This window comes from Thermobaculum sp. T2p (assembly GCF_059335935.1).
In genome coordinates, this window is sequence record NZ_JANZYQ010000002.1 from 77,654 (window position 1) to 97,139 (window position 19,486).

At 59.5% G+C, this 19,486-nt stretch carries 19 protein-coding genes; 7 read left to right on the forward strand and 12 right to left on the reverse strand.

Going from position 1 to position 19,486, the window contains the following annotated elements; genetic code table 11:
• Positions 1–6: 6 nt before the first annotated feature.
• The 3 genes from N2245_RS00845 to N2245_RS00855 are packed head-to-tail and all read right to left on the reverse strand — an operon-like array spanning position 7 to position 3,335.
• Complete coding sequence (locus N2245_RS00845) at positions 7–846, reverse strand: class I fructose-bisphosphate aldolase (RefSeq protein WP_494534839.1); 840 nt, start codon at positions 844–846, stop codon at positions 7–9.
• Between the two features lie 4 nt (positions 847–850).
• Positions 851–1,933: a (Fe-S)-binding protein gene (locus N2245_RS00850; RefSeq protein WP_494534840.1), complete on the reverse strand. Its 1,083-nt coding sequence runs from the start codon at positions 1,931–1,933 to the stop codon at positions 851–853.
• Positions 1,923–3,335, reverse strand: a complete 1,413-nt coding sequence (locus N2245_RS00855) for an FAD-binding oxidoreductase (protein WP_494534841.1) — start codon at positions 3,333–3,335, stop codon at positions 1,923–1,925. Before N2245_RS00855 ends, N2245_RS00850 begins: the two co-directional genes overlap by 11 nt.
• Before the next feature lie 184 nt (positions 3,336–3,519).
• Between N2245_RS00855 and N2245_RS00860 the strand changes: the two genes are divergently transcribed.
• The 5 genes from N2245_RS00860 to N2245_RS00880 all read left to right on the forward strand — a co-directional run bounded on the left by N2245_RS00860 (position 3,520) and on the right by N2245_RS00880 (position 10,980).
• Positions 3,520–4,473, forward strand: coding sequence for a carbohydrate ABC transporter permease (locus N2245_RS00860; protein WP_494534842.1), 954 nt, complete (start codon positions 3,520–3,522; stop codon positions 4,471–4,473).
• Between the two features lie 4 nt (positions 4,474–4,477).
• Positions 4,478–5,383 carry a carbohydrate ABC transporter permease gene (locus N2245_RS00865; RefSeq protein ID WP_494534843.1) on the forward strand — a complete coding sequence of 302 codons (906 nt, stop codon included), beginning with the start codon at positions 4,478–4,480 and terminating at the stop codon, positions 5,381–5,383.
• 15 nt (positions 5,384–5,398) lie between these two features.
• Entirely contained in the window at positions 5,399–6,802 is a 1,404-nt protein-coding gene (locus N2245_RS00870) for an ABC transporter substrate-binding protein (RefSeq protein ID WP_494534844.1), read from the forward strand.
• 10 nt (positions 6,803–6,812) lie between these two features.
• The gene (locus N2245_RS00875; protein WP_494534845.1) at positions 6,813–8,864 is read left to right on the forward strand and encodes a glycoside hydrolase family 36 protein; all 2,052 of its coding nucleotides are present in this window, start codon (positions 6,813–6,815) and stop codon (positions 8,862–8,864) included.
• Between the two features lie 97 nt (positions 8,865–8,961).
• A complete protein-coding gene (locus N2245_RS00880) occupies positions 8,962–10,980 on the forward strand; it encodes a glycoside hydrolase family 2 protein (RefSeq protein ID WP_494534846.1) in 2,019 nt (672 codons plus the stop codon).
• A 123-nt stretch (positions 10,981–11,103) separates the two neighbouring features.
• Here N2245_RS00880 and N2245_RS00885 read toward each other — a convergent pair whose 3' ends face one another.
• The gene (locus N2245_RS00885) at positions 11,104–12,885 is read right to left on the reverse strand and encodes a family 43 glycosylhydrolase (protein WP_494534847.1); all 1,782 of its coding nucleotides are present in this window, start codon (positions 12,883–12,885) and stop codon (positions 11,104–11,106) included.
• A gap of 182 nt (positions 12,886–13,067) precedes the next feature.
• On the opposite strand from N2245_RS00885, the gene N2245_RS00890 reads away from it, so the two are divergent.
• A complete protein-coding gene (locus N2245_RS00890) occupies positions 13,068–13,190 on the forward strand; it encodes a hypothetical protein (RefSeq protein ID WP_494534848.1) in 123 nt (40 codons plus the stop codon).
• Between the two features lie 15 nt (positions 13,191–13,205).
• Here the strand turns inward: N2245_RS00890 and N2245_RS00895 are convergent, their stop codons facing one another.
• A complete protein-coding gene (locus N2245_RS00895; RefSeq protein ID WP_494534849.1) occupies positions 13,206–13,829 on the reverse strand; it encodes a class I SAM-dependent methyltransferase in 624 nt (207 codons plus the stop codon).
• A gap of 229 nt (positions 13,830–14,058) precedes the next feature.
• Here N2245_RS00895 and N2245_RS00900 point away from each other — a divergent pair, with 229 nt between their 5' ends.
• Entirely contained in the window at positions 14,059–14,811 is a 753-nt protein-coding gene (locus N2245_RS00900; RefSeq protein WP_494534850.1) for a class I SAM-dependent methyltransferase, read from the forward strand.
• 366 nt (positions 14,812–15,177) lie between these two features.
• Here N2245_RS00900 and N2245_RS00905 read toward each other — a convergent pair whose 3' ends face one another.
• From N2245_RS00905 to N2245_RS00935, 7 genes are all read right to left on the reverse strand, one after another.
• A complete protein-coding gene (locus tag N2245_RS00905) occupies positions 15,178–15,660 on the reverse strand; it encodes a class I SAM-dependent methyltransferase (protein ID WP_494534851.1) in 483 nt (160 codons plus the stop codon).
• 131 nt (positions 15,661–15,791) lie between these two features.
• On the reverse strand, positions 15,792–16,193 hold the full coding sequence (locus N2245_RS00910; protein WP_494534852.1) for a hypothetical protein: 402 nt from the start codon (positions 16,191–16,193) through the stop codon (positions 15,792–15,794).
• On the reverse strand, positions 16,190–16,498 hold the full coding sequence (locus tag N2245_RS00915) for an N-acetylmuramoyl-L-alanine amidase (RefSeq protein WP_494534916.1): 309 nt from the start codon (positions 16,496–16,498) through the stop codon (positions 16,190–16,192). The genes N2245_RS00910 and N2245_RS00915 overlap by 4 nt, the downstream gene beginning before the upstream one ends.
• Positions 16,499–16,523: 25 nt before the next feature.
• A complete protein-coding gene (locus tag N2245_RS00920; protein ID WP_494534853.1) occupies positions 16,524–16,994 on the reverse strand; it encodes a lysozyme family protein in 471 nt (156 codons plus the stop codon).
• Positions 16,995–17,074: 80 nt separating this feature from the next.
• On the reverse strand, positions 17,075–17,641 hold the full coding sequence (locus N2245_RS00925) for a response regulator transcription factor (RefSeq protein ID WP_494534854.1): 567 nt from the start codon (positions 17,639–17,641) through the stop codon (positions 17,075–17,077).
• Positions 17,642–17,649: 8 nt separating this feature from the next.
• Entirely contained in the window at positions 17,650–18,504 is an 855-nt protein-coding gene (locus tag N2245_RS00930) for a S1C family serine protease (RefSeq protein ID WP_494534855.1), read from the reverse strand.
• Positions 18,505–18,506: 2 nt separating this feature from the next.
• Entirely contained in the window at positions 18,507–19,412 is a 906-nt protein-coding gene (locus N2245_RS00935; RefSeq protein WP_494534856.1) for a S1C family serine protease, read from the reverse strand.
• Positions 19,413–19,486 lie beyond the last annotated feature (74 nt).

Genomic DNA, 19,486 nt, shown 5'->3' on the forward strand with positions numbered 1-19,486 from the left:
CTCACCTCACACTTGCATGTTAGCTAGCACCTCTTCTGGGCTCATCCCCTCGTGCACTACCTGCTGGAAGGCCTCCAGGGCACGTCCCGGGTCCTCTGCCTGGTAGATGTTGCGGCCGAACATGATCCCGCCACAGCCAGCTAGCAATGACTCGTGGGCCACCTCGAGGGCCTCGCGAAAGGTCTCCTTTCTCACACCACCGGCCACCAGCACCGGTACCGGACATCCTCGCACCACCTCCGCCATGGACTCGCGACTGCCAGGGTATATGCACTTGACCACGTCCGCCCCCACCTCAGCAGCGATGCGCGCGTACATCGCAAGGACTTGGGTGTCAGTTTTGTCCTCGGGATGAGCCTTCTCACGGGCGCTGCGCGGCTCTATTATCAAGGGTAAGCCCAGCCTCTCACACTCCCTGGAGATGGCCGCGTTGCGGGCGATCTCGGCCTGCTCGTCGTGGGGATCGGCGTGTCCCACGAACATGTAGGTCATCACCGCCGATGCCCCCGCAGCGAGCACCTGCTCGATGGATGCCAGCGCCACAGATACGCCTTCTGGGTATGGCAAGATACCCCGACTGAAGTTCTGCCAATCCAGGTGCACCACCAGCGCCGGGGCGTCGGGCCCGATGAACACTTCCTCAAGGTGGCTCACCATGCCTGGTGAGACCATCAGCCCCTCGGCTCCCCGCAGCGCGCGCGCCGTCTGCCGCATCTCCTCCAGAGTGACCATGCCCTCCACAGGCCCCATCAACAGACCATGCGAGTAAGCTACCACGATCGCACGCCCACTGGAGGGACGGAAGAGTTTGCCTAACCTTAGCTTCTTGCCTGTGCGCGCATCCATCTGCTCACCTCTCAACACAATCTTGCAAGAACTCTACCAGATCCAGTACATGTATCCCATGCGTCCCCGCCGGAGCTCTGAGGTTGCGGCGGGCGTAGACCGAAGTGGTGATCACCACCTCCGCCCCGGACTCCAACACCTCCACCAATCTGCGCCGCGCGATCTCCTCCGCGACCGCCGGGTAGGGGTACCCAACGGTGGGGCCGGAGGGCAACGCCTGCTCGCGACGGTAGCGCATCTCGCGCAGCTGGGCTCCCGTCCGGGATATGAGCTCGCGAGGGGATTCGTATACTCCCAGGCCTCGGCCTAGGCGTGAGGAGTCGTGGTAAGTGACCAATTCCCCCTGCTTGCGAGGGTGCCAACTGCCCTCGACCTCGCACAGCCATTGCGAGACGTGCACCACACGGCATCCCAACTCCACCCCGAGCAGAGGGTAGAGCCGTCCCAAGGCGTAGGCCGTCTCGGCAGCATCAGCTATCACCAGCTTAGCCCCAAGGGATTCCAGCTGTCTCCCCACCTCCCGCGCAGCAGCCTTGGCCTCGGCCCACAGCCCGAGGTCGTACAGCTCGTATCCAGCTGTGACCCCCACGAGCTCACCGGCCTGCGTGCACAACCTGTGGACCACGCGCCTACAGGCCTCCGCCACCTCTGGCGCCAGCGCCACGGTAGAGGCGTCCACCAGGAGCACGGCCTCTCCTGGGCGAGCGTGCACCTCCTGCTGCCCCCAGGGCGTGCCCTCCGTCAGGTAAGCCTCCCTGATGGCCAGCACGTACTCGGGAGCGCATCCCGCGGCCACGGCCTCGGCCCTAGCCGCTCGTAGGTATGCCGTCTCGTCGGGAGGAGCATCGCCCCCGTGGCCGTACACCGAGAAAGCAGCCGCCGCGCCGTCGGTAAGCGCCGAGTAGATCACGTCGGCCAGCTCCCTGGACCAGCCTATGTGGCCTTCAAGCAGGAGCCGCAGCAGGAGAGCCCTGCGGGATACGGCAAGGGCGTGATCACCTAGGGCCCACACCTCAGGCGTGGCGAACAGGTCCTGCTCGTGCGCCGCGGCGTTGCGTAGGATCGCGTCCTTGTATTTATCTAGCATCTCCGGCCTCCCAGCTAGCGTGCAGCCCCTTCCCAGGGTTCATTATCCCTGCGGGATCTAGCGCCTTCTGGACGGCGTGCAACACCTGCAGCCCGGTCGATCCCCACTCTTGCTCGAGCCATCGCGCCTTGCCCAGCCCCACGCCGTGGTGATGGGATAAGCTCCCTCCCAAGGACAGACATGCCTCGAAGGCCGCTGCCAACACTTCGTAGTACTTCTGCTCCACCAAGGACTCATTCCTCGCCCTGGCCGAGAATATCATATACAGGTTGGCTCCGGAGCGATAGGCGTGCGAGAGGTGGCCGTAGACCGAGCCTCCCTCGCCGGCGGCCTCCAGCATCGCCGCACGCATGGCCCCGTAGATCTGTCCGATGCGGCTCCAACTGGCCGACACCTCTAGCGCATCCGCCACTCCCAGCGGGTCCAGGAGTGGGCGGATAAGTCCCAAGGTGTTGAACCTCCTGCTCCACCAGAGCTCGGCGGGGCCGCTTCCCAGCGCCATCGCCCCCACAGATCCACAGCTGGCCTCTATGTGCGCCAGCTCCAACCTCACCTGGTCATCAAATCCCTCGCAACCCCAAAGGAGCAGGCAGCTGCCTGCCTGCCCCCAGGGTTCCAGAAATGGGCTGGCCTCCGTCGCGTCGTACAACCTCACGATTGCCGGCCGGAGATCGCGCTGCAGCACTAGCCGCACGGCCTCAAGGCCCCTCTCGAAATCCTCCACGACGTAGCTGCACCAGCGACGGACCTCGGGGGCCGCGTACACCTGCAGAGTGGCCTCGGTAACTATCCCAAAGCAGCCCTCCGAGCCCACGAACAGTTGGTCAAGATCCGGGCCCGTAGAGGCCCTAGGTACCTGGCGGGTGCGCACCACCTCGCCGGAGGGAAGCACGACCTCCAGCGCTATCACCATATCCTCGATCTTGCCATAGCGGGTTGAGGTCACGCCCGCGGCCCTGTGGGCAAGCCATCCCCCCAGCGTGGAGGCCATGATGGATTGGGGGAAGTGCCCCAGCGTCAAGCCCTGGGCGCTCAGCCTGTCCTCTAGGTACTGTCCGCTGATACCGGCCTGGGCGCGCACGAGCATCGATCTTCTATCTACCTCCAACAACCTACCCATGCGCTTGAGGTCCACAACAACCGCCGACTCGTTCGCCAGGGCACCTCCGACTATGCCGGAGCCTCCTCCGTAGGGCACCACCGGCACGCCATGGGCGCTGGCCCAGCGTAGCAGCACGGACACCTGCTGCGTGCTCTCGGGCCAAGCCACCGCCCTCGGTACCCAGGAGGGATACCCCGTCACGGCCTGCTTGAGCCCCAGAGGCCAAGCATCATGGGAATAAGCCAGCCTGTGCACCATGGAGTCGGAGATGGCGATCCCGGCGCTTCTTAGATCTTCCAAGGTAACCTCCAACGATGGTGATGTCTAGGCTTCACATTACTACATATACCCTGCCTTGTCAATCGATTAGGATAAATATAATCATAAATATGATTGTTTTTGAGATAAAAAATCATAAAGTATTGACATGTCGATCAGACTGTGCTAGATTCTAGCCAAAATGTAGTGCAGGAAGAGTTTACAGATGGCAGGAGCTACAGCTAGATATGGTGTGTTACGGCCCTTCAGGGGGCTGCGCGGCAGGGAGAGCATAGATGGCCTACTTTTTGCGGGGCCGGCGATTCTGGGGTTGCTGATTTTCACGGCCTACCCGATCATCTACTCTTTCTACCTAAGCTTCACCGAGTACAACATCATCAATCCCCCGCACTTCGTGGGGTTGGGCAACTATCGGCAGATGCTGTTTGAGGACCAGCTGTTTCGCACCTCGCTGAAGGCGACGGTCTACTACAGCTTGTTCAGCATACCGGTCACGCTTGTCTTAAGCTTCCTGGTGGCCGTCCTCATGAACCAGAAGGTGAGGGGAATAGCCGTCTACCGCACGGTGTGGTACTTGCCCAGCTTGGTGCCCGCTGCCGCAGGGGCGGCGCTGTGGAGGTGGATCCTCAACCGCGACTTCGGTTTGCTCAATATAATGCTGGGCAACCTGGGCCTGCCCACTCCTGGCTGGCTCATCGACCCCACGTGGACGATCCCCGCGCTGGTGATGATCGGCCTGTGGATGAGCCTGGGGAGCACGATGTTGGTGTTTCTGGCGGGATTACAGGGGGTACCCAGCCACTTATATGAGGCCGCGGAGATAGATGGCGCCAACTTCTGGCACAAGTTCCGGCATATAACCGTGCCGATGATGTCCCCCATCATATTCTTCAATCTGATACTAGGTATCATAAACTCTTTCCAGGTGTTCACGATCGTGTACCTCATCTACACTCCCACGGGCAGCGGCAGCGCGGGGCCCAGCGACTCGGCGCTGTTCTACATGGTGTATCTCTACCGAAACGCCTTCCAATACTTCAAGGTGGGGTACGCGGCAGCTCTATCTTGGGTGCTGTTCCTGATCATCGTCGTGCTGACCTGGTTGATGTTCAGGCTGCAGCACAGATGGGTGTACTACGAAGCGGAGAGAGCGGGGTGATGCTATGAGCACAGCTAGAACAAGCACAGCAGATTCCTATGCCCAAGCCCAGCGCGGCGTGCGCCTCGGCAAGAGGGCCCGCCACGCCATCAGCCAAGCTGTGGCCTACTTCTGCCTAACCGTGGGCGGCGTGCTGATGATGCTGCCGTTTGCCTGGCTGGTTAGCAGCTCGCTCAAGGGTCCCAACGAGATATTCGTGCTGCCCCCAGAATGGATACCTAACCCTCCAAGGTGGGAGAATTACACAGAGGTGCTGTCGGCCCTGCCGTTCCTGCAGTACCTGCGCAACACCCTGACGATCACCTTCCTGGCGATGATCGGGCAGGTAGTTACGTCGGCGATGAGCGCCTATGCCTTCGCTCGCCTAAGGTGGCCTGGCGGAGACCTAGTGTTCGCGGTGATCTTAGCCACCATCATGGTGCCCTACACGGTCACGCTCATCCCCACGTTCATCTTGTTCAAGGCCCTGCACTGGCTGGATACCTTCCTGCCGCTGATCGTGCCCTACTGGTTCGGGGGAGGAGCCTTCTTTATCTTCTTGCTGCGACAGTTCTTCCGAACCATCCCGCTGGAGCTAGATGAGTCCGCCAGGATCGATGGTGCCAGCTCCTGGGTGATCTTCACCCGCATTATCCTACCCCTATCCAAACCCGCGTTGGCTGTGGTAACTATCTTCTCCTTCCTGTCGCACTGGAACGACTTCTTTGGCCCCCTGGTGTACCTCTCCTCAGCCGACAAGCGGACCCTGGCGCTCGGCCTGGCGGCCCTGCAGGGGTTGCAGTGGGGCCGCGACATGACTCATCTGGTGATGGCCGTCTCCGTGATCATGATAGCTCCCATCATCTTGTTGTTCTTCCTGGCACAGCGCACCTTCATTGAAGGCATAGTCCTAACGGGCATCAAAGCATAACATAGGAGGCATATGATGACAGTTAGCTACGGTCGCAGACATTTCCTTAGGCAGGTGGGCGCTCTTGGTGCGGCCCTGGTGTTCAGCGCCTGCGGGGGATCTGGAGGTCAAGGGAATACTAGACCCACGGCCCCTGCAGGCAGCTCCCCAGCCGCTTCCGCGGCCCCCAGCGGAGGGTCCGCCAGCGGCACGGTAAACTTCTTCGCCCGGGGCGACGAGGCGATCTTCAAGGTGTTCCGCAGGCTGCGTGATGAGTTCCAAAAGCGCGAGCCTAGCATCACCGTCCAGATAGAGGAGGTACCGGGAGACTTCTACCAGAAGTTTCAGCTGAAGCTCGCCAGCGGCACCCCACCCGACTGCCTGTTCGAGTGCGACTGCACCATCACGTCCTCGATCAGGGCTGGAGCGCTCGAGCCGCTGGACAGCTTCATTGCCAACGACAGCAGGTTCGACAAGGAGGACTACCTGCCCATAGCATGGTACACCTCGGAGTACGAGGGCAAGACCTACGGCCTACCGTACGACGGGGGCTCTATGGCGATGTTCTACAACAAGGACCTCTTCAAGCAGGCCGGCATTCCACCTCTGAGCCCCGAGGAGCCCATAACCTGGGACCAGCTGCTGGAGTACGGCCGCAAGCTCACATTGGATCGCAACGGCAAGCACCCAGGGGATCCAGGCTTTGACCCCAGACGCATCAAGCAGTACGCCTTCGACCCTCAAGCCTCTTGGGTGCCGTGGCTGTGGGTTTGGGGCAACGGTGGAGAGGTGATCACCAAAGATGGTAAGGTCCCCCTCGACGAGCCCGCGGCTGCTGAGGGCCTGCAGTTCGTGGCCGACTTGGGTGTGAAGCACTACATATCTCCTAGCCCGCAGTTCCAGCAGCAGGGGCAGATATCCTTCCTGAGCGGCAACGTAGCCATGGTGTTCGACGGTGTGTGGGCGATGGTGCGCTACCGGGATGCCAAGTTCGAGTGGGACGTCGCGCCTTTCCCCAAGGGTAAAGTCAGGGTGTCCACTGGCTGGTATTCCCCCCTTGCCATGACATCCGCGGCTAAGAACAAAGAAGCCGCTTGGAAGTGGATATCCTTCTGCTGCTCCGAGGACGGTCAGAAGATCGTCGCCGAGCTTGGGCAGAGCGTGCCCCCGCTAAAGAAGCTGGCCAACAGCGAGGTGTTTCTCAACCCCAAGGTGCCGCCCGAGCACAAGCAGGTGTTCCTCGACCAGCTCGATCAAAGCATCCTACGCACCCCAGGCGACAAGATGGGTAAGTACTTTGGAGGGTACGTCGTGGAGTTTCGAGACGTGTTCAATCCTGCCTGGGACGCCGTCCTCCGAGGCGACAAGACCGCGGCCGACGCCATGAAGGAGGTTAGACCCAAGCTGGAGAACCTCCTGAAGACCGGCAAGGTCTCCTGAGGAGATGCTGATGCCTGCAGACGCACGTGCCAAGATATGGGCCAGGGCTGACGATGATCATGGGAGCTACGAGATAGGCAACGACCACCTGACCTTTGGACTGGATACAGACGCAGGCGGCTTGCTCCGCCTCACGCGCTTGACCTGTGCTACCCAGGGCTGGGATCCCCATCCCAGCCCTGTCTTTGGAAGCTCTGATGGTGCCCTGTCCTACGAGATATGCCAGGTGCAGGGACAGACGCTGGTCGAGCCCTCTGGTGAGCAGGCCCTCAGGCTGTTGGGTCGCATCGCCGACACTACCCTCATGGTGGATATAACATTGAGGCTGTACCCAGGTACTGCGGTCGTGGCCTGGGAGACGCGGTTACGAAACTTCGGCGACGGGCCGGTGTCGATCAGCAACCCTGCCTCCCTATATATCACCTGCAGGCCCTCGTCGGAGGCTACGTTCAGCGTGCTCCGAGGAGGCGCCTACGATGACGGTCTTCCCCCAAGGGGGTACGCGCTATGGACGTTAGATGACCTGGGACGTGCCCTATCGCGCCCGAGAGCCTACACATCTGCCGAAGATGGTAGGTCCACCGGGGACTTCATACCCTGGTTCGCGCTGCAGGCAGGTGACCGCGGCATAGCGGGAGCGATGCTTTGGTCTGGTCACTGGCAAATGACTGCGGCTCACGTCGCCGGGGGCGTGCGGGTGGTCCTGGGATTGCGCAACTTCGAGCATGTCCTGCCTCCCGGGGGGACTCTGCACCTCCCGGTTGCCATCCTGTGGGGTTTCACCGGTGGCTTGGACGACGCTTCCCATGAGCTGCATGAGTGGCAACGCCATCACCTAGCGCCGTCCGTGCCTGAGGATTGGCCCTGGGTGCAGTACAACCACTGGTACGCCTACGAGGGGGACATAGATGAGGGCAGGCTGATGGCTGAGGCCGAGCTAGCAGCGAAGGTTGGGTGCGAGGTGTTCGTCATCGATGACGGCTGGTTCGCCGGACGCCGTCCCGAATCCTACGTCTCCGGCTGGGGCAATTGGGTCGAAGATCGCAGCAAGTTCCCTTCGGGGCTGCGATCCTTCGGCGACCGCGTTAGGTCTATGGGGATGCGCTTCGGCCTTTGGGTGGAGCCGGAGAGGGTGGACATGCAGGGCAGTTTGGCCTCTCAGCACCCGGACTGGCTGGCCACCCGCGACGGGATCCCCATAACACGCACCTGGGGAGATGAGGTGGCCGGCCATCTCTGCCTGGGCAACCCCGATGCTCAAGAATGGATGTCGCGCGAGATCATCAGGGTGGTACAGGAGTACGGTGTGGATTGGCTCAAATGGGACTACAACATGGGCTATGGGCCCGGCTGCAATAACCCGGACCACGGCCACCAATCCGGCGACGGCCATTACGCCCACACGCTCGGTCTCTATCGCGTGCTATCAGAGATACGCCGCGTTTGCCCCGGGTTGGTTATCGAGAACTGCGCCAGCGGAGGGCATCGGGCAGATCTCGGGATGCTGCGGTATACCCACGCACAGTGGCTCTCGGACTATACTTACAGGGCCGCAAGCTGCCGCCAACACGCGCAGGGGGCGGGGTACTTCCTGCCGCTCCGGTGGCTGAACACCTGGGTCCTCGACCGCGGAGGTGCCTACGAGTGCCGCAGCAGGATGTGCGGGGCCTTCGGCGTGTCCACACATCTAGGTAGTTGGGATGCGGAGGAGATCGAGCAGCTCTCCCGAGCTGTGTCGGAGTACAAGGCGGTCATAAGGCCCCTGCTCGCCGGCCGTAGGTACCTGTTGACCTCTCCTTGGCACGAGGAGTGGGACGTCTGGCAGCTCTCTGCCCCGGATGCGAGCAGGTTCGCCCTGCTGGCTTTTCGAGCCTCAGGGCAAACCTGCAGCCTCAGGGTGATACCACAAGGCCTATCTCGTGATCAGAGGTACTTGCTGCACGATGTAGATGGCGATCGAGCTTGGGAGGCAAGCGGCGAGGATCTAAGCAGGCACGGAGTCGAGCTCGTCGTGCCGGCTCACGGCAGCCTGCTTATAAGCGGTGTTGCTGTAAGCACTTAGATGCGTTGGGAGGCATGTAGGTTCATCACGGAGCCGTTCTTATATATAATATATGCATACCCTGCGGCGCGGCCTGCAATTCCCATAGGAGGAAAGCATGCAAGTCCAGCACAGGTTCTCGAGACGTTTATTCCTACGCTCTTCTGCTGCCGCGGCGGTAGCCTTCATGGCGTTGCCAAGGCTTATGTTTAGAACAAGCCAGGCCGATAGCCCACGAGAGCCAATGGATACTCACATAAGACGCATCGATGGCACGAGCGTGCTGTTTCAGTATGGTCTTCCAGTGCCCTCGTTCGATACCTGGCAGCATCGGGAGGCTAGTAGAGGCTATATCGATCTCAACGGCACTTGGAGGTTCCGGTTCGATCCTGAAGATGAGGGCATGGCACATAGGTGGTACTCTCCCTGTTATGACGACTCCGATTGGAGGCAGGTAGAGGTCCCGTTGCCGTGGGATCTGTACGATACTCCCGACTTCGGTACCTACGATGGCCGTAGATACGGTCAAGGGACTGCGTTCTACGATGGATACGCTTGGTACAGAAAGCGCGTGCATGTACCTGCGGGCTGGAAGCACAAGGCTGTTCGGATACATTTTCTTGGCGTGAGCTACAGGGCATGGGTGTACGTCAACGGACACCTAATAGGTGTGCATGAAGGAGGTCACACACCTTTTGCTCTTGATATCTCCAGGTACGTCCGGCCCGGACGGACCGCGCTCATAGCCGTGCGTGTGTTTCGTCGCAGGTGGTGGAGTTCATACGATCCTGTGGTTACCAATCCTACTCCGGTGACCGATGACAGGGAACTACCCTACAAGCCCGTGGATTACTGGCCATATGCTGGCATTACCAGGGATGTCTACATCGAGGCTGTTGCCCCTCTCAGTATCGTGAAGTTGCTCGCCGCCGCATCAGACTTCAAGCTTGATGTAAGGGTCGTCCTCCATAACTACGGTTGCCACCCTATTACCAGGCTGTTGTGCGTCAGCCCAGGCCCAGCCACAGGGGCTGCTCCTAAATCAAAGGAGGTAAAGGTGGCCCCAGGTCAGACCCGAGTCGTCGCTTTTGAGTTCGATATCCCGAGTGCGAGATGGTGGAAGCCTAGTGATCCAGTGCTATATCGCCTGGAAGCTTGGTTATTGAACAACTTACACTCACACCATAAGTTGGAAGACAGCCTCACGGTCAACTACGGCATGCGCAGGGTGGATGTGGTCGATGCCCAACTTCGTGTGAATCATCACCCAGTGTTCCTCAAGGGAGTCAACTGGCATGAGGAGACCGCTGAGCGAGGTAGATCCATGACCATGGCTGATTACGACCGCGAGCTCCAGCTAGTGCTAGATGCTGGGGCCAACTTCGTGCGCAACTGCGTGTACAATCGACACCCTTATGTGTACGCATTTGCCGATTCCAGAGGATTGTTCGTATTAGATGATATAGACAACATGTGGCTGGATACAGCCCAGGAGGCCCTGCAGTTGGAATACGGCCTTTCCAGGGCCCTCGCGATGATGATGGTTTGGAACCAGATGAACAACCCCTCCGTGATCATATGGTGTCTGCAGAACGAGTCGCAGATATGGCAGGACACTCAGGTATACCGTAGCTGGATCAAGGACATGAAGGACGCTGTCAAGGCGCTAGATATACAAGGCAGGCCAGTGACGTGGGCCTCCTCCAGTAGTTGGGATCCTGCATTTGATCTTGCAGACGTCATAGGCTTCAATGAATACTTCGGGTACTTCTACGGACAGGATTCGGATCTCGGTCCAGTGTTGGATGCTGTGCATTCAACTTATCCTGAGAAGCCCATCCTGATAACTGAGAACGGCACGTGGTCCATATACGGCAACCATGGATCCGCCGACGAGGCTGGTACCGAGGAGTGGCATGCCGCCAAGTTCCGAGCCCACTGGCAGCAGGTAACGGATACCTGTCGACTGAGCTACATGGCGGGCTACACCTTCTGGCTGCTCAAGGACTACAAGGAGCGCATGACGTACAATCGAGATCTAAACGGCATCTCCACCATGGGTCTGGTCACATTTGATACAGAAGCACGTAGGCTAGTGTACGATGAGTTCAAGCAAGCCACCGTACCATCAGGCTGAGTCCGCTACACCCGCCAGCGCACGGATGGGCTCGGCCCGCACGTTATCTAGGCGTATGGCCTAGGGGGCGTGTCAGGGACTTCTCGCCCCACTTCTCCAACGGGAGTTGGCCCTAAAGGGATCTCAGCTCCTCACCGGCAGCACCTCGCCCTCCGTGATGCCCACCTCGTTGAAAGCGTCCACGCGCACGTACACGGGCTGTCCTTTGACGAGCGCACCTATCTTGACCTCGTTCTTCCCCAATACCATACAGCTATGGTACAGCTTGTGGGGGGCATGCCCCCACAGCACGTTGTGCCCCACCGCGCCGTCCTCTTCCCAGCTCACTAGCAGGTCTAGGTCTCCTTCGATCTTGGCTCGCACTGCCGGAGTTACAGCTGGAGGGGTCCCCTGCCCTCTGCCGAACACTCTCAGGCCAGAGATGCAAGCTTGTTGCTGGTGCGGCAGCTCGACGACCGTGCATCGGATGTAGCGTGCTCTCAGGCCCTCTTCGCTCACCACGAGGTCGTGGGGCAAGTCGGTTTTCGCCTGCCTCTTGTCCTCGATCACGAAGTACTGCTGGCCATCTAATGATCCTTCCAACAGCCAGCGTGTGTGGTGACTGCGATCGTCCAACCACCTATCGTAACCTTCAGGTACATGGGCGCTCTCGGGCAGGGGCAACATCAGGTGGTCATCTGCGAAATTGATCTGGATAGCGTGCACGTCGCACACCTCCATCAGGCCGACCTCCAGCCATTCTCCGGGATCATTGGAGGCCGCTCGCCACCAGGTCTGTACGTTCTCATCGGTAGCATTGGCAGGTTCCTTCCCCACCTCAAAAGATGACGCCCTGGCTGGCTTGCGGTACGACAGCAGCATCCACTCCGGGGCACGCCAGGGATCCATCCTACCCTGCTCCATCCTCATAGGCCAGTCGCCGTACCTCTGATTGCAGAACAGCTCGCCATCCTCGTCTATGCCGGCAGGCCATAGCCCCAGGCGCCTCTCAAAGGGGTGATTAACGCTGATGCGCATGGTGGCAGCATGCCAGAGGTTCCCGTGCTTATCCCTGAGTGTCGAGCCATGACCAGCACCGGGGATGAACCCGCCAGGCTTGTACGAGAATGGGTTGTTATCTGCCAATGTGAACGGGCCTAAAGGGTGATCCGACACGTAGACGGCATCGGAGTATATGTTGTACTCGGTGCCAGGAGAGGCGTACTGGAGGTAATATCTACCATCGAACTTGTCCATCCAAGCGCCCTCTATAAAAGGGTCGTTGCCCATGAACTTGCGCAGCCCCTCGACGCTTGCCGCTGGGAGGTCGGGCATCGTGCTCAGCAGCCTCTGCACTGCCGCTTCTATCTCCTCAGGGGTCAGTAGCCTGTGATCCTCTCCCTTCCTCTCGTAGCCCTTGGTGGCGTAGTCTCCGAATATGAGCTCCACCGGCTCCCCCTTGGGCCTCATGGTAGCTGGGTCGAGCTCCACCCCGTATATAGGTGTCTGGTTGGAGCAGCCCCAGTAGAAATAGATCCTGCCGTCGTCGTCCACGAAGAGGTTAGGATCCCAAAAGGGGAACGAGCCCTGGATCTCTTCGAAGCCCTCGTTTATGGGGTCCTTAGTCCTATAGAAAGAGCAGGGTTTGGTGCGGTGGGAGGCTGAGAAGTACAGGTATTCCCCGATGACCCGCACGTCAGGGGCATAGTCGTAGACGGGCATGCCTTCGAGGCGATGGAATTCCCAGTGCACCAGATCGTCGCTCACCAAGAAACCCATGGTCATGGAGGGGAAAAGGTAGTAGCGCCCCTGAAAGAGCACTAGCGAGGGGTCGGCGGCCTCCCTGCACACCGTGCATAGCTCACTGTTGGGCACTCTGTGGAACTGGTACCTATAGCTGATATTGATGGGATTACAGACGTACAAGCTGCTGCCTCCTTGCGACTTTACTCGAGATTATAGATCCACGCAACGGCTCGTGGCTAGATATAACTCTAGTCTCGCACGCGAGTTAAATATCTATCACTTAGATAGCAGTTGCTTGTACGCTGCCCGCATTATTTGTACGTGCGTGCGCTGTACACCTCGCAAGCACGTGGTGGTTCTAGATGAGCTCAGCCAGCGAGGCGCCCTCCGACATCACGGCCCGTCATCCAAGAGGTTTTCTGGCCTCCGATGCACCGCATGCAGGCGGCATCGAGTACGGCCCTGCGGCCGCACGACGGCGGTAGGGTGAGAAGACAGATCTAACCTTCAGATCGAAAGCTTGCGAGATATCCTAATCTATGGCCTAGGCTGCGCTCGAACGTGAAGCCCGTTGCTGCTGCAAGCTCGCGCAAAGTACTTAGGCCAACCATGTGGGGATCAGGTATGCTTTCCCCCACCACCAGTCTGCCTCCGGGTCTAAGCACTCTCCGCAGCTCCCTTATAGCCATTGCCTTATCGCCCACTTCTCCTAGAGTGGCTACTAGGTAAGCTCCATCGAAGCTGTCGTCGGGATAGGGCAGCTTCTGAGCATCCCCCTGAGTGGGTAAGATGTTGCTAACTTTGTGCTCCTCAGCTCGGCGCATCAGCAGATCAAGCATCTCCTGTTGGATGTCCAGCACGTGAAGCACACCTTCGGGTTGTATCAGCTGAGCGACGCTTAGGGAGTAGTAGCCAGTACCCGCTCCCACCTCGAGCAGCTGCTGTCCTGGAGCAGGATCCAGTAGGTGTTGTAGCCTGCTGCGCGAGATGAACGGTCTGGGAAGATCCAGGACAAACCGCTGGTTATAAGGGCAGGCTGATGGGTTGCTACGTACCTTCAACGCAGCTACCGCAACCGCTCCAGCCGTGATTGCTATCCCCGTGGTAACATACAACTTCTTCATGCTATTGAATCCTCGACTCTTGATGTATCGATGCCCTAGGGACCACGCCCAACATATCTCAAGGTTGAGTGCCATGATAGCCATCCGTGACATCCAGGTCAAGTTAGTATTTGGGCGCCGTCTAAGCTTGACGCTCTACAGCCTTACGGCGAACAGTGGGCGATCCTAACACACGTGATCTTGATCTGCTATCCTGTGTGAGTATCATCTCTCCTTGGAGGTGGAAAAGATGGCAAGCTCTTGGGACGCCATGGCCGCTTGGTACGACGAGAAGCAGGGGGATAAAGGCGACCTGTGGCATCGCGAATTGATAGATCCCACGCTGCTCGGGGTGGTGGGGGATGTGGCGGGGTTGGATGTCCTGGATCTGTGTTGTGGCAACGGCTACATAAGTTGTAAGTTGGCACGCGCTGGGGCGAAGGTAACTGGAGTGGATGCCTCCGCAGCTATGGTCAAACGAGCCCGCTGGCATGAGGAGGTATCAGCTCTGGGCGTCGTCTACCACGTGGCAGATGCCAGCAACCTTTCTATCTTGAACTCAAACAGCTTCGACCTCGTCGTGAGCAACATGGCGCTAATGGATATAGAGCGCGCCGATGTAGCTATACACGAGGCCGCTCGTGTGCTGCGATCTGGTGGTAGGTTCGTGGCAAGCCTATCTCACCCCTGTTTCGACATCTGGGGCCGCTCTGGTTGGCAGATAGAGTTGGTGGGCGCTGAGCAGATCGTGTGGCGCAAGGTCAGGAGTTATAGGCAGCTGCAGACCTCGATGGTGCCCTGGCACGGCCCCAACGGAGAGCTGTGGGAGACTGAAGCTTACCATCGTCCACTATCTTGGTACTTCCGCGCTATACGAGCTGCTGGACTGGCTGTAACAGCTTTGGAGGAGCCAGAGCCTAGCGAGGTGTTTGTGAAGACAGCTTCTCAGCCATGGATCAAGGACATACCTCTGCACTGCGTGCTTGAGGCTATCAAGCTCTAGGCACTTAGCCTAACGCATCGCACGCACACCTTTGTATGATGCTCCAGGGGATCGAGCGTACGACCACGATATGTCGTACACCTCTTACAAGCCCACGACGACATCCATCTGCTAATAGCTAACTGGTCTAAGGTCCAGTTTGCCCTATGACAGCTAGACCTCGGGGGCCTACCAGCCGCTGATCGCCCACTGCTAGCGGAGAGCTACCACGACGCGGCACGTGCGTACATCTACCAGGCGTCTATGCGGAGGTAGCCATCTCCACAGCAGCGACTCTCTAGTCAGCCGTCTATGGCAGCGGCCGGAGCACTACACGCTCGCCGTTAGGAGGGGCCATCCAGGATTGGGGGTAGCACATACTAGGGTTCACCAGGGCTTGCGCGCCAGTACAAGCTCGATTACTCCGAGGGCCCTACGTTCCACACTTTCCACGACGAAGCTTCCTAGGTGATCCAGGGGATCCCGTAGCAGGTGGTCGTCCCACAAGCGCACCGCAAACGGCTCAAGTAGCGTTTGAACAACACGTACGATGATGACCCGGCTGCGCACGTGCTCCAGGAGGAGTAGAAGCCCACCAGGACGAAGCACCCTCCCTGATTCTGCTAGTGCCTTGACAGGGTCAGGAATAGTGCAGAGGGCCAGCGAGAAGACGACGGCATCGTACGACTCATCGGGGAAATCAAGATGTTGGGCATCACCCAATCGCAGGTCCACGCTTCTACCCAGTTCATGCGCTCGTTGCTGAGCTATATCTAGCATGCTTGGGCTGCGTGTATCAGTGGGATAGTACTGCAGGTTCAGCCCTGTGCCTACCGCCACCTCTAGCACGTCAACATGGCCCACGCGCATAGCTCCCGCCTAGCGCCGCGTAATAACCACCTTTCCAGCCACAGCATGAACCTATCGTAACTTGGGGCCATGCGTTCGTAGACCCGTTTTACACGTGATGTCTTATCGTTTCCGTCATCTCCAGGAAAGCACTACCACATCTTCAGCTCGCACGAAGGCGATCCTATGGTTGAACGATATAAGGTAGAACCGTTCTCCACCACTTTATAGTCCTGCGGGGAGTTGAACGTCACGGCGTAGTAGTCCTGAGCGCGCACCTGCCCCCAAGCTACGTAGACCTGTCCAGCGGAATAGTGGTGGCATAAGGGTAGAGCCACAGGCACTCCATCGGCCGCGTAGTCCGCAGGAGATGGGTAAGCTGCCCCATATACTTGGATAGAGGTCTTACCACTCCTAGGTGTTATCAAGGCACCATGACTAGGCACAGCCACGGGATGGCTTCTGGGATTATACAACCAGGCCTTGATGCCTCTGTAGTAGACCGCGCTCCAATCTCCCCTCTGCTCAGCTAGATAGAACTGCTGGCCTATCACTGCCTTGTCGCCCCCCAGTCGTATGCGAGTGCAGTACCAGGAGAACCGTCAGGATGTAGGGCTGGATCGCTGATTAGGGGAGCATCGAAACTAGGCGCTGTGTGCAGGTACACGAAGTTGGCCGCTTGCCAGGTAACATCCTTTGTGCGCACCAGCTGGGTGACGAAGCCATCAGAGGGTCTGATGAGGTAGTGAGCGCTAACGTAGCTCGGCGTGGTGAATGTCCCTAAAGCGCTTTCGTAGGAGCCTTCTGTATCGTGGATGATGTACCGTATCTTGAGACCATCGGCCGGTCGGTTGGCCAGATCGTAGTTGCCTTAGTCCGATGGATCATCTGAGAACTGCTGGTACAAAGCTGGCACGAACTGACATGCCGGACCAGGAGGGCACTCTACGCCGCCGGTGTGGGTTACGTAGTCCAAGCCCTCGTAATGTGCTGCGGTCGGGCGCTGCGTGTTTGGCGTGCAGGTAAACCACTTGGCCGTTGGTGAGGATGTGCCCGGCTCCTTGATTGATCGTAGCGTAGACTTCATCAGCAGATGCCTTCGCAGCCTGCAGCACGTCCGAGCCGCTGTACTTGGCCACGGCCCCGTACCACTTGGAGGGACCGGATGGTGTTGCTCCCACCAAATGCCGCTCATACATAGCTAGAAGGGCCGCCCCGCTTCGAATGTTCTGAGCGGGATCATGTATGAGTGTCCTTGGTTTTACGCCCAGCGACCTCGCCGCTATATCTAGGGTGTGGTGGAAGGGATCATTGGCCACAGAATGTTGATTCGACTTAACATAGAGAACCCTCATTTGCGTTACCGCCCATAGACGTCTATGATAGCACCGCCATCGTATATGAGAGTCAACGCGCGGGAGCCAAGTAAGCTATGTTATAGGAATAGGATTCCTTTACGAGCGGCTATGGCCACGGCCTCGGCACGACTAGAGGCACCGAGCTTGGCGAGGATGGAGCCCACATGAAACTTGACGGTGTGTTCGCTTATCCCCAATCGGGCGGCTATGGCCTTGTTCGGCAGGCCATCGGCCATGAGAGCTAGCACCTCGATCTCGCGCGCCGTGAGGGGGACTTCCTCCACTTCACGGCGCGCTATCTGAGTGGCCAACGCGGGGGAGAGCACGGAGAGCCCGCTGGCGACCGCTCTGACGGCGGCGGCCAACTCCTCAGCAGAGGCATCGCGCAGCAGAAACCCTACTGGCATGCCAGTTCCCAACAGGGCGTGCTCCAGCCTGTCGCTCAAGATCACCAGTGCTCCAGCGCCTTCCGGCGGACTACCCCCCTCTGGTGAGTCCAACAGGAGCACATCCACCCCCACGGATAGAACGCTCGCCAGGCTCTCCCCTTCGGCTACCACCTCTAGGTCGGCCTCGCTGGCCAGCATGGCTCTTATCCCGGCACGAAGGGCTGGATAAGGAGACACTATGCCCACCCTGACCATGTGGCACCTCAGGCTGCAGATCGCAGGTCGGGAACGAGCTCGATCGTCAACACCTGCCCATCTCGGAGGATGCGTAGCTCAATTGGCGAGGCCCCCGCACTCCCAAGCACGCTTGCGACGTCCTCCAAGCTGTCCACCTTGCGGTTGTTGATAGCAAGTAGCACATCGTATCGCCTTATCCCAGCGCGCTCAGCCGAGCTCCCGCTTTCCACCCCTACTACCATGCCACCTCCAATCGGTGTCTCCACCAGGCGTACACCTATCACTGCCCTGGGCCTAAAGGTGCTTGCCAAGAAGGCTTGCGCCTCGGCGGAGGGGATCGCGAGGGACAACCCCGGGCTGATCACCATCGAGTTTATGCCTATCACACGCCCTCTGGCATCGGCCAGAGGGCCACCCGAGTTGCCAGGCACGAGCGAGACGTCTGACTGGATGAAGGGTCTGCGGCTGCGGAACATGCTCACCGGCCCCACGGAGGTAACTATTCCTGCGGTTACGACGTCTTTTACACCCAGGGGAAACCCTGCGGCCAGGACTAGCTGCCCTACCCTGACTTGGCTTGAGTCGCCCACTGGAGCGCTCGGCAGGTCCCTGGAGGGGATCGCCAGCGCTGCCAGATCCAGCGACTCGTCTCGTGCTACCACGCTGGCCTTTAGTCTATCGCCGGACCGTAGTTGTACCTCCACCTCGGCTTGAGGCACGACGTGGCTATTGGTCAAGATCAGGCCATTGGGGCGCCAAACGACTCCGGAGCCTACCCCATGATGGGATCTGATGAGCACGATCGATTCGAGTAACTGTCTTGCCACGTTGGCGGCATCCACGGATGCCGCCAACGCTCTTGGACTCACGTTCTCCTCCATGGCTAGCTCCTTTCCCCTGGCGTGACGGATACCTCCATCAGCTGGCCCCCGCGCAGCAGCTTGGTGGGCACCGGGCGCCCTATCCTGTCAGCGGTCAACAGCGCTTGCAGATCTTCGGGACCGTGCAGCTCGACGCCATCGAACGACAGTAGCACGTCACCCATCACGAGGCCGGCTGCGTCTGCAGGTGATCCTGGCTCCACGTTCACCAGCATGAGCGCCGAGCGCTGGCCTATACCTAGGCGGGAGCGCAGCACATCGGCGATGGGTACCGGCTGCGTGGCTATGCCAAGGTAACCCCTCTTGATGCCCCCGGTGGCCAAGGCTTCTATCAGCTTGCTGGCCACGAAAGCTGGCACTGCAAAGCCCGCTCCCCGGCTGATCGTCCAGCTGTTGATCGCCACTAATCTCCCCCTGACATCCACCAACGGCCCCCCTGAGAAGCCGGAGTACAGCATGGCGTCGCTGCGTACGTAAGCGTCCAGCATGCCCCCAGTGGCCGTGCGCCACCTGCCGCCCACGGCGCTCACCACGCCAAAGGAGGCCATCAGGCCACCGGGCCTCCCCAGCGCGAGCACTATGTTGCCCACATGGACGTCGGTGCGTTGGGCGATCTCCGGAGTGGGCAGCCCATTGACGTCCACCGTCAGCAACGCCAGGTCCGAGCCGGGATCGCGCGCCACCACCCTGGCCCTGTGGGTAGCGCCGTCGGCCAGCGTCACGCTGATGTCCTCCTCACGCTGGATGGCGTGATCGGCGGTGACTATCCTGCCATCGCCGGACCATATAATACCGGAAGCTGGGTGGCCTGAACGTGCGTCCACCTTCACCACCCAGCCTCCAGCGAACTCCACCAGGTCCGCAAGCTGGTCGGAGAGCTCTACGAGAGCTCCTGTCCTGCTTTCCATAGCTTATTACCTCCTTCTTATCTCTGTCCTAGGATACGTCCTGGGGCAGATAGGAGGTATCGGTCGTTCTTCTA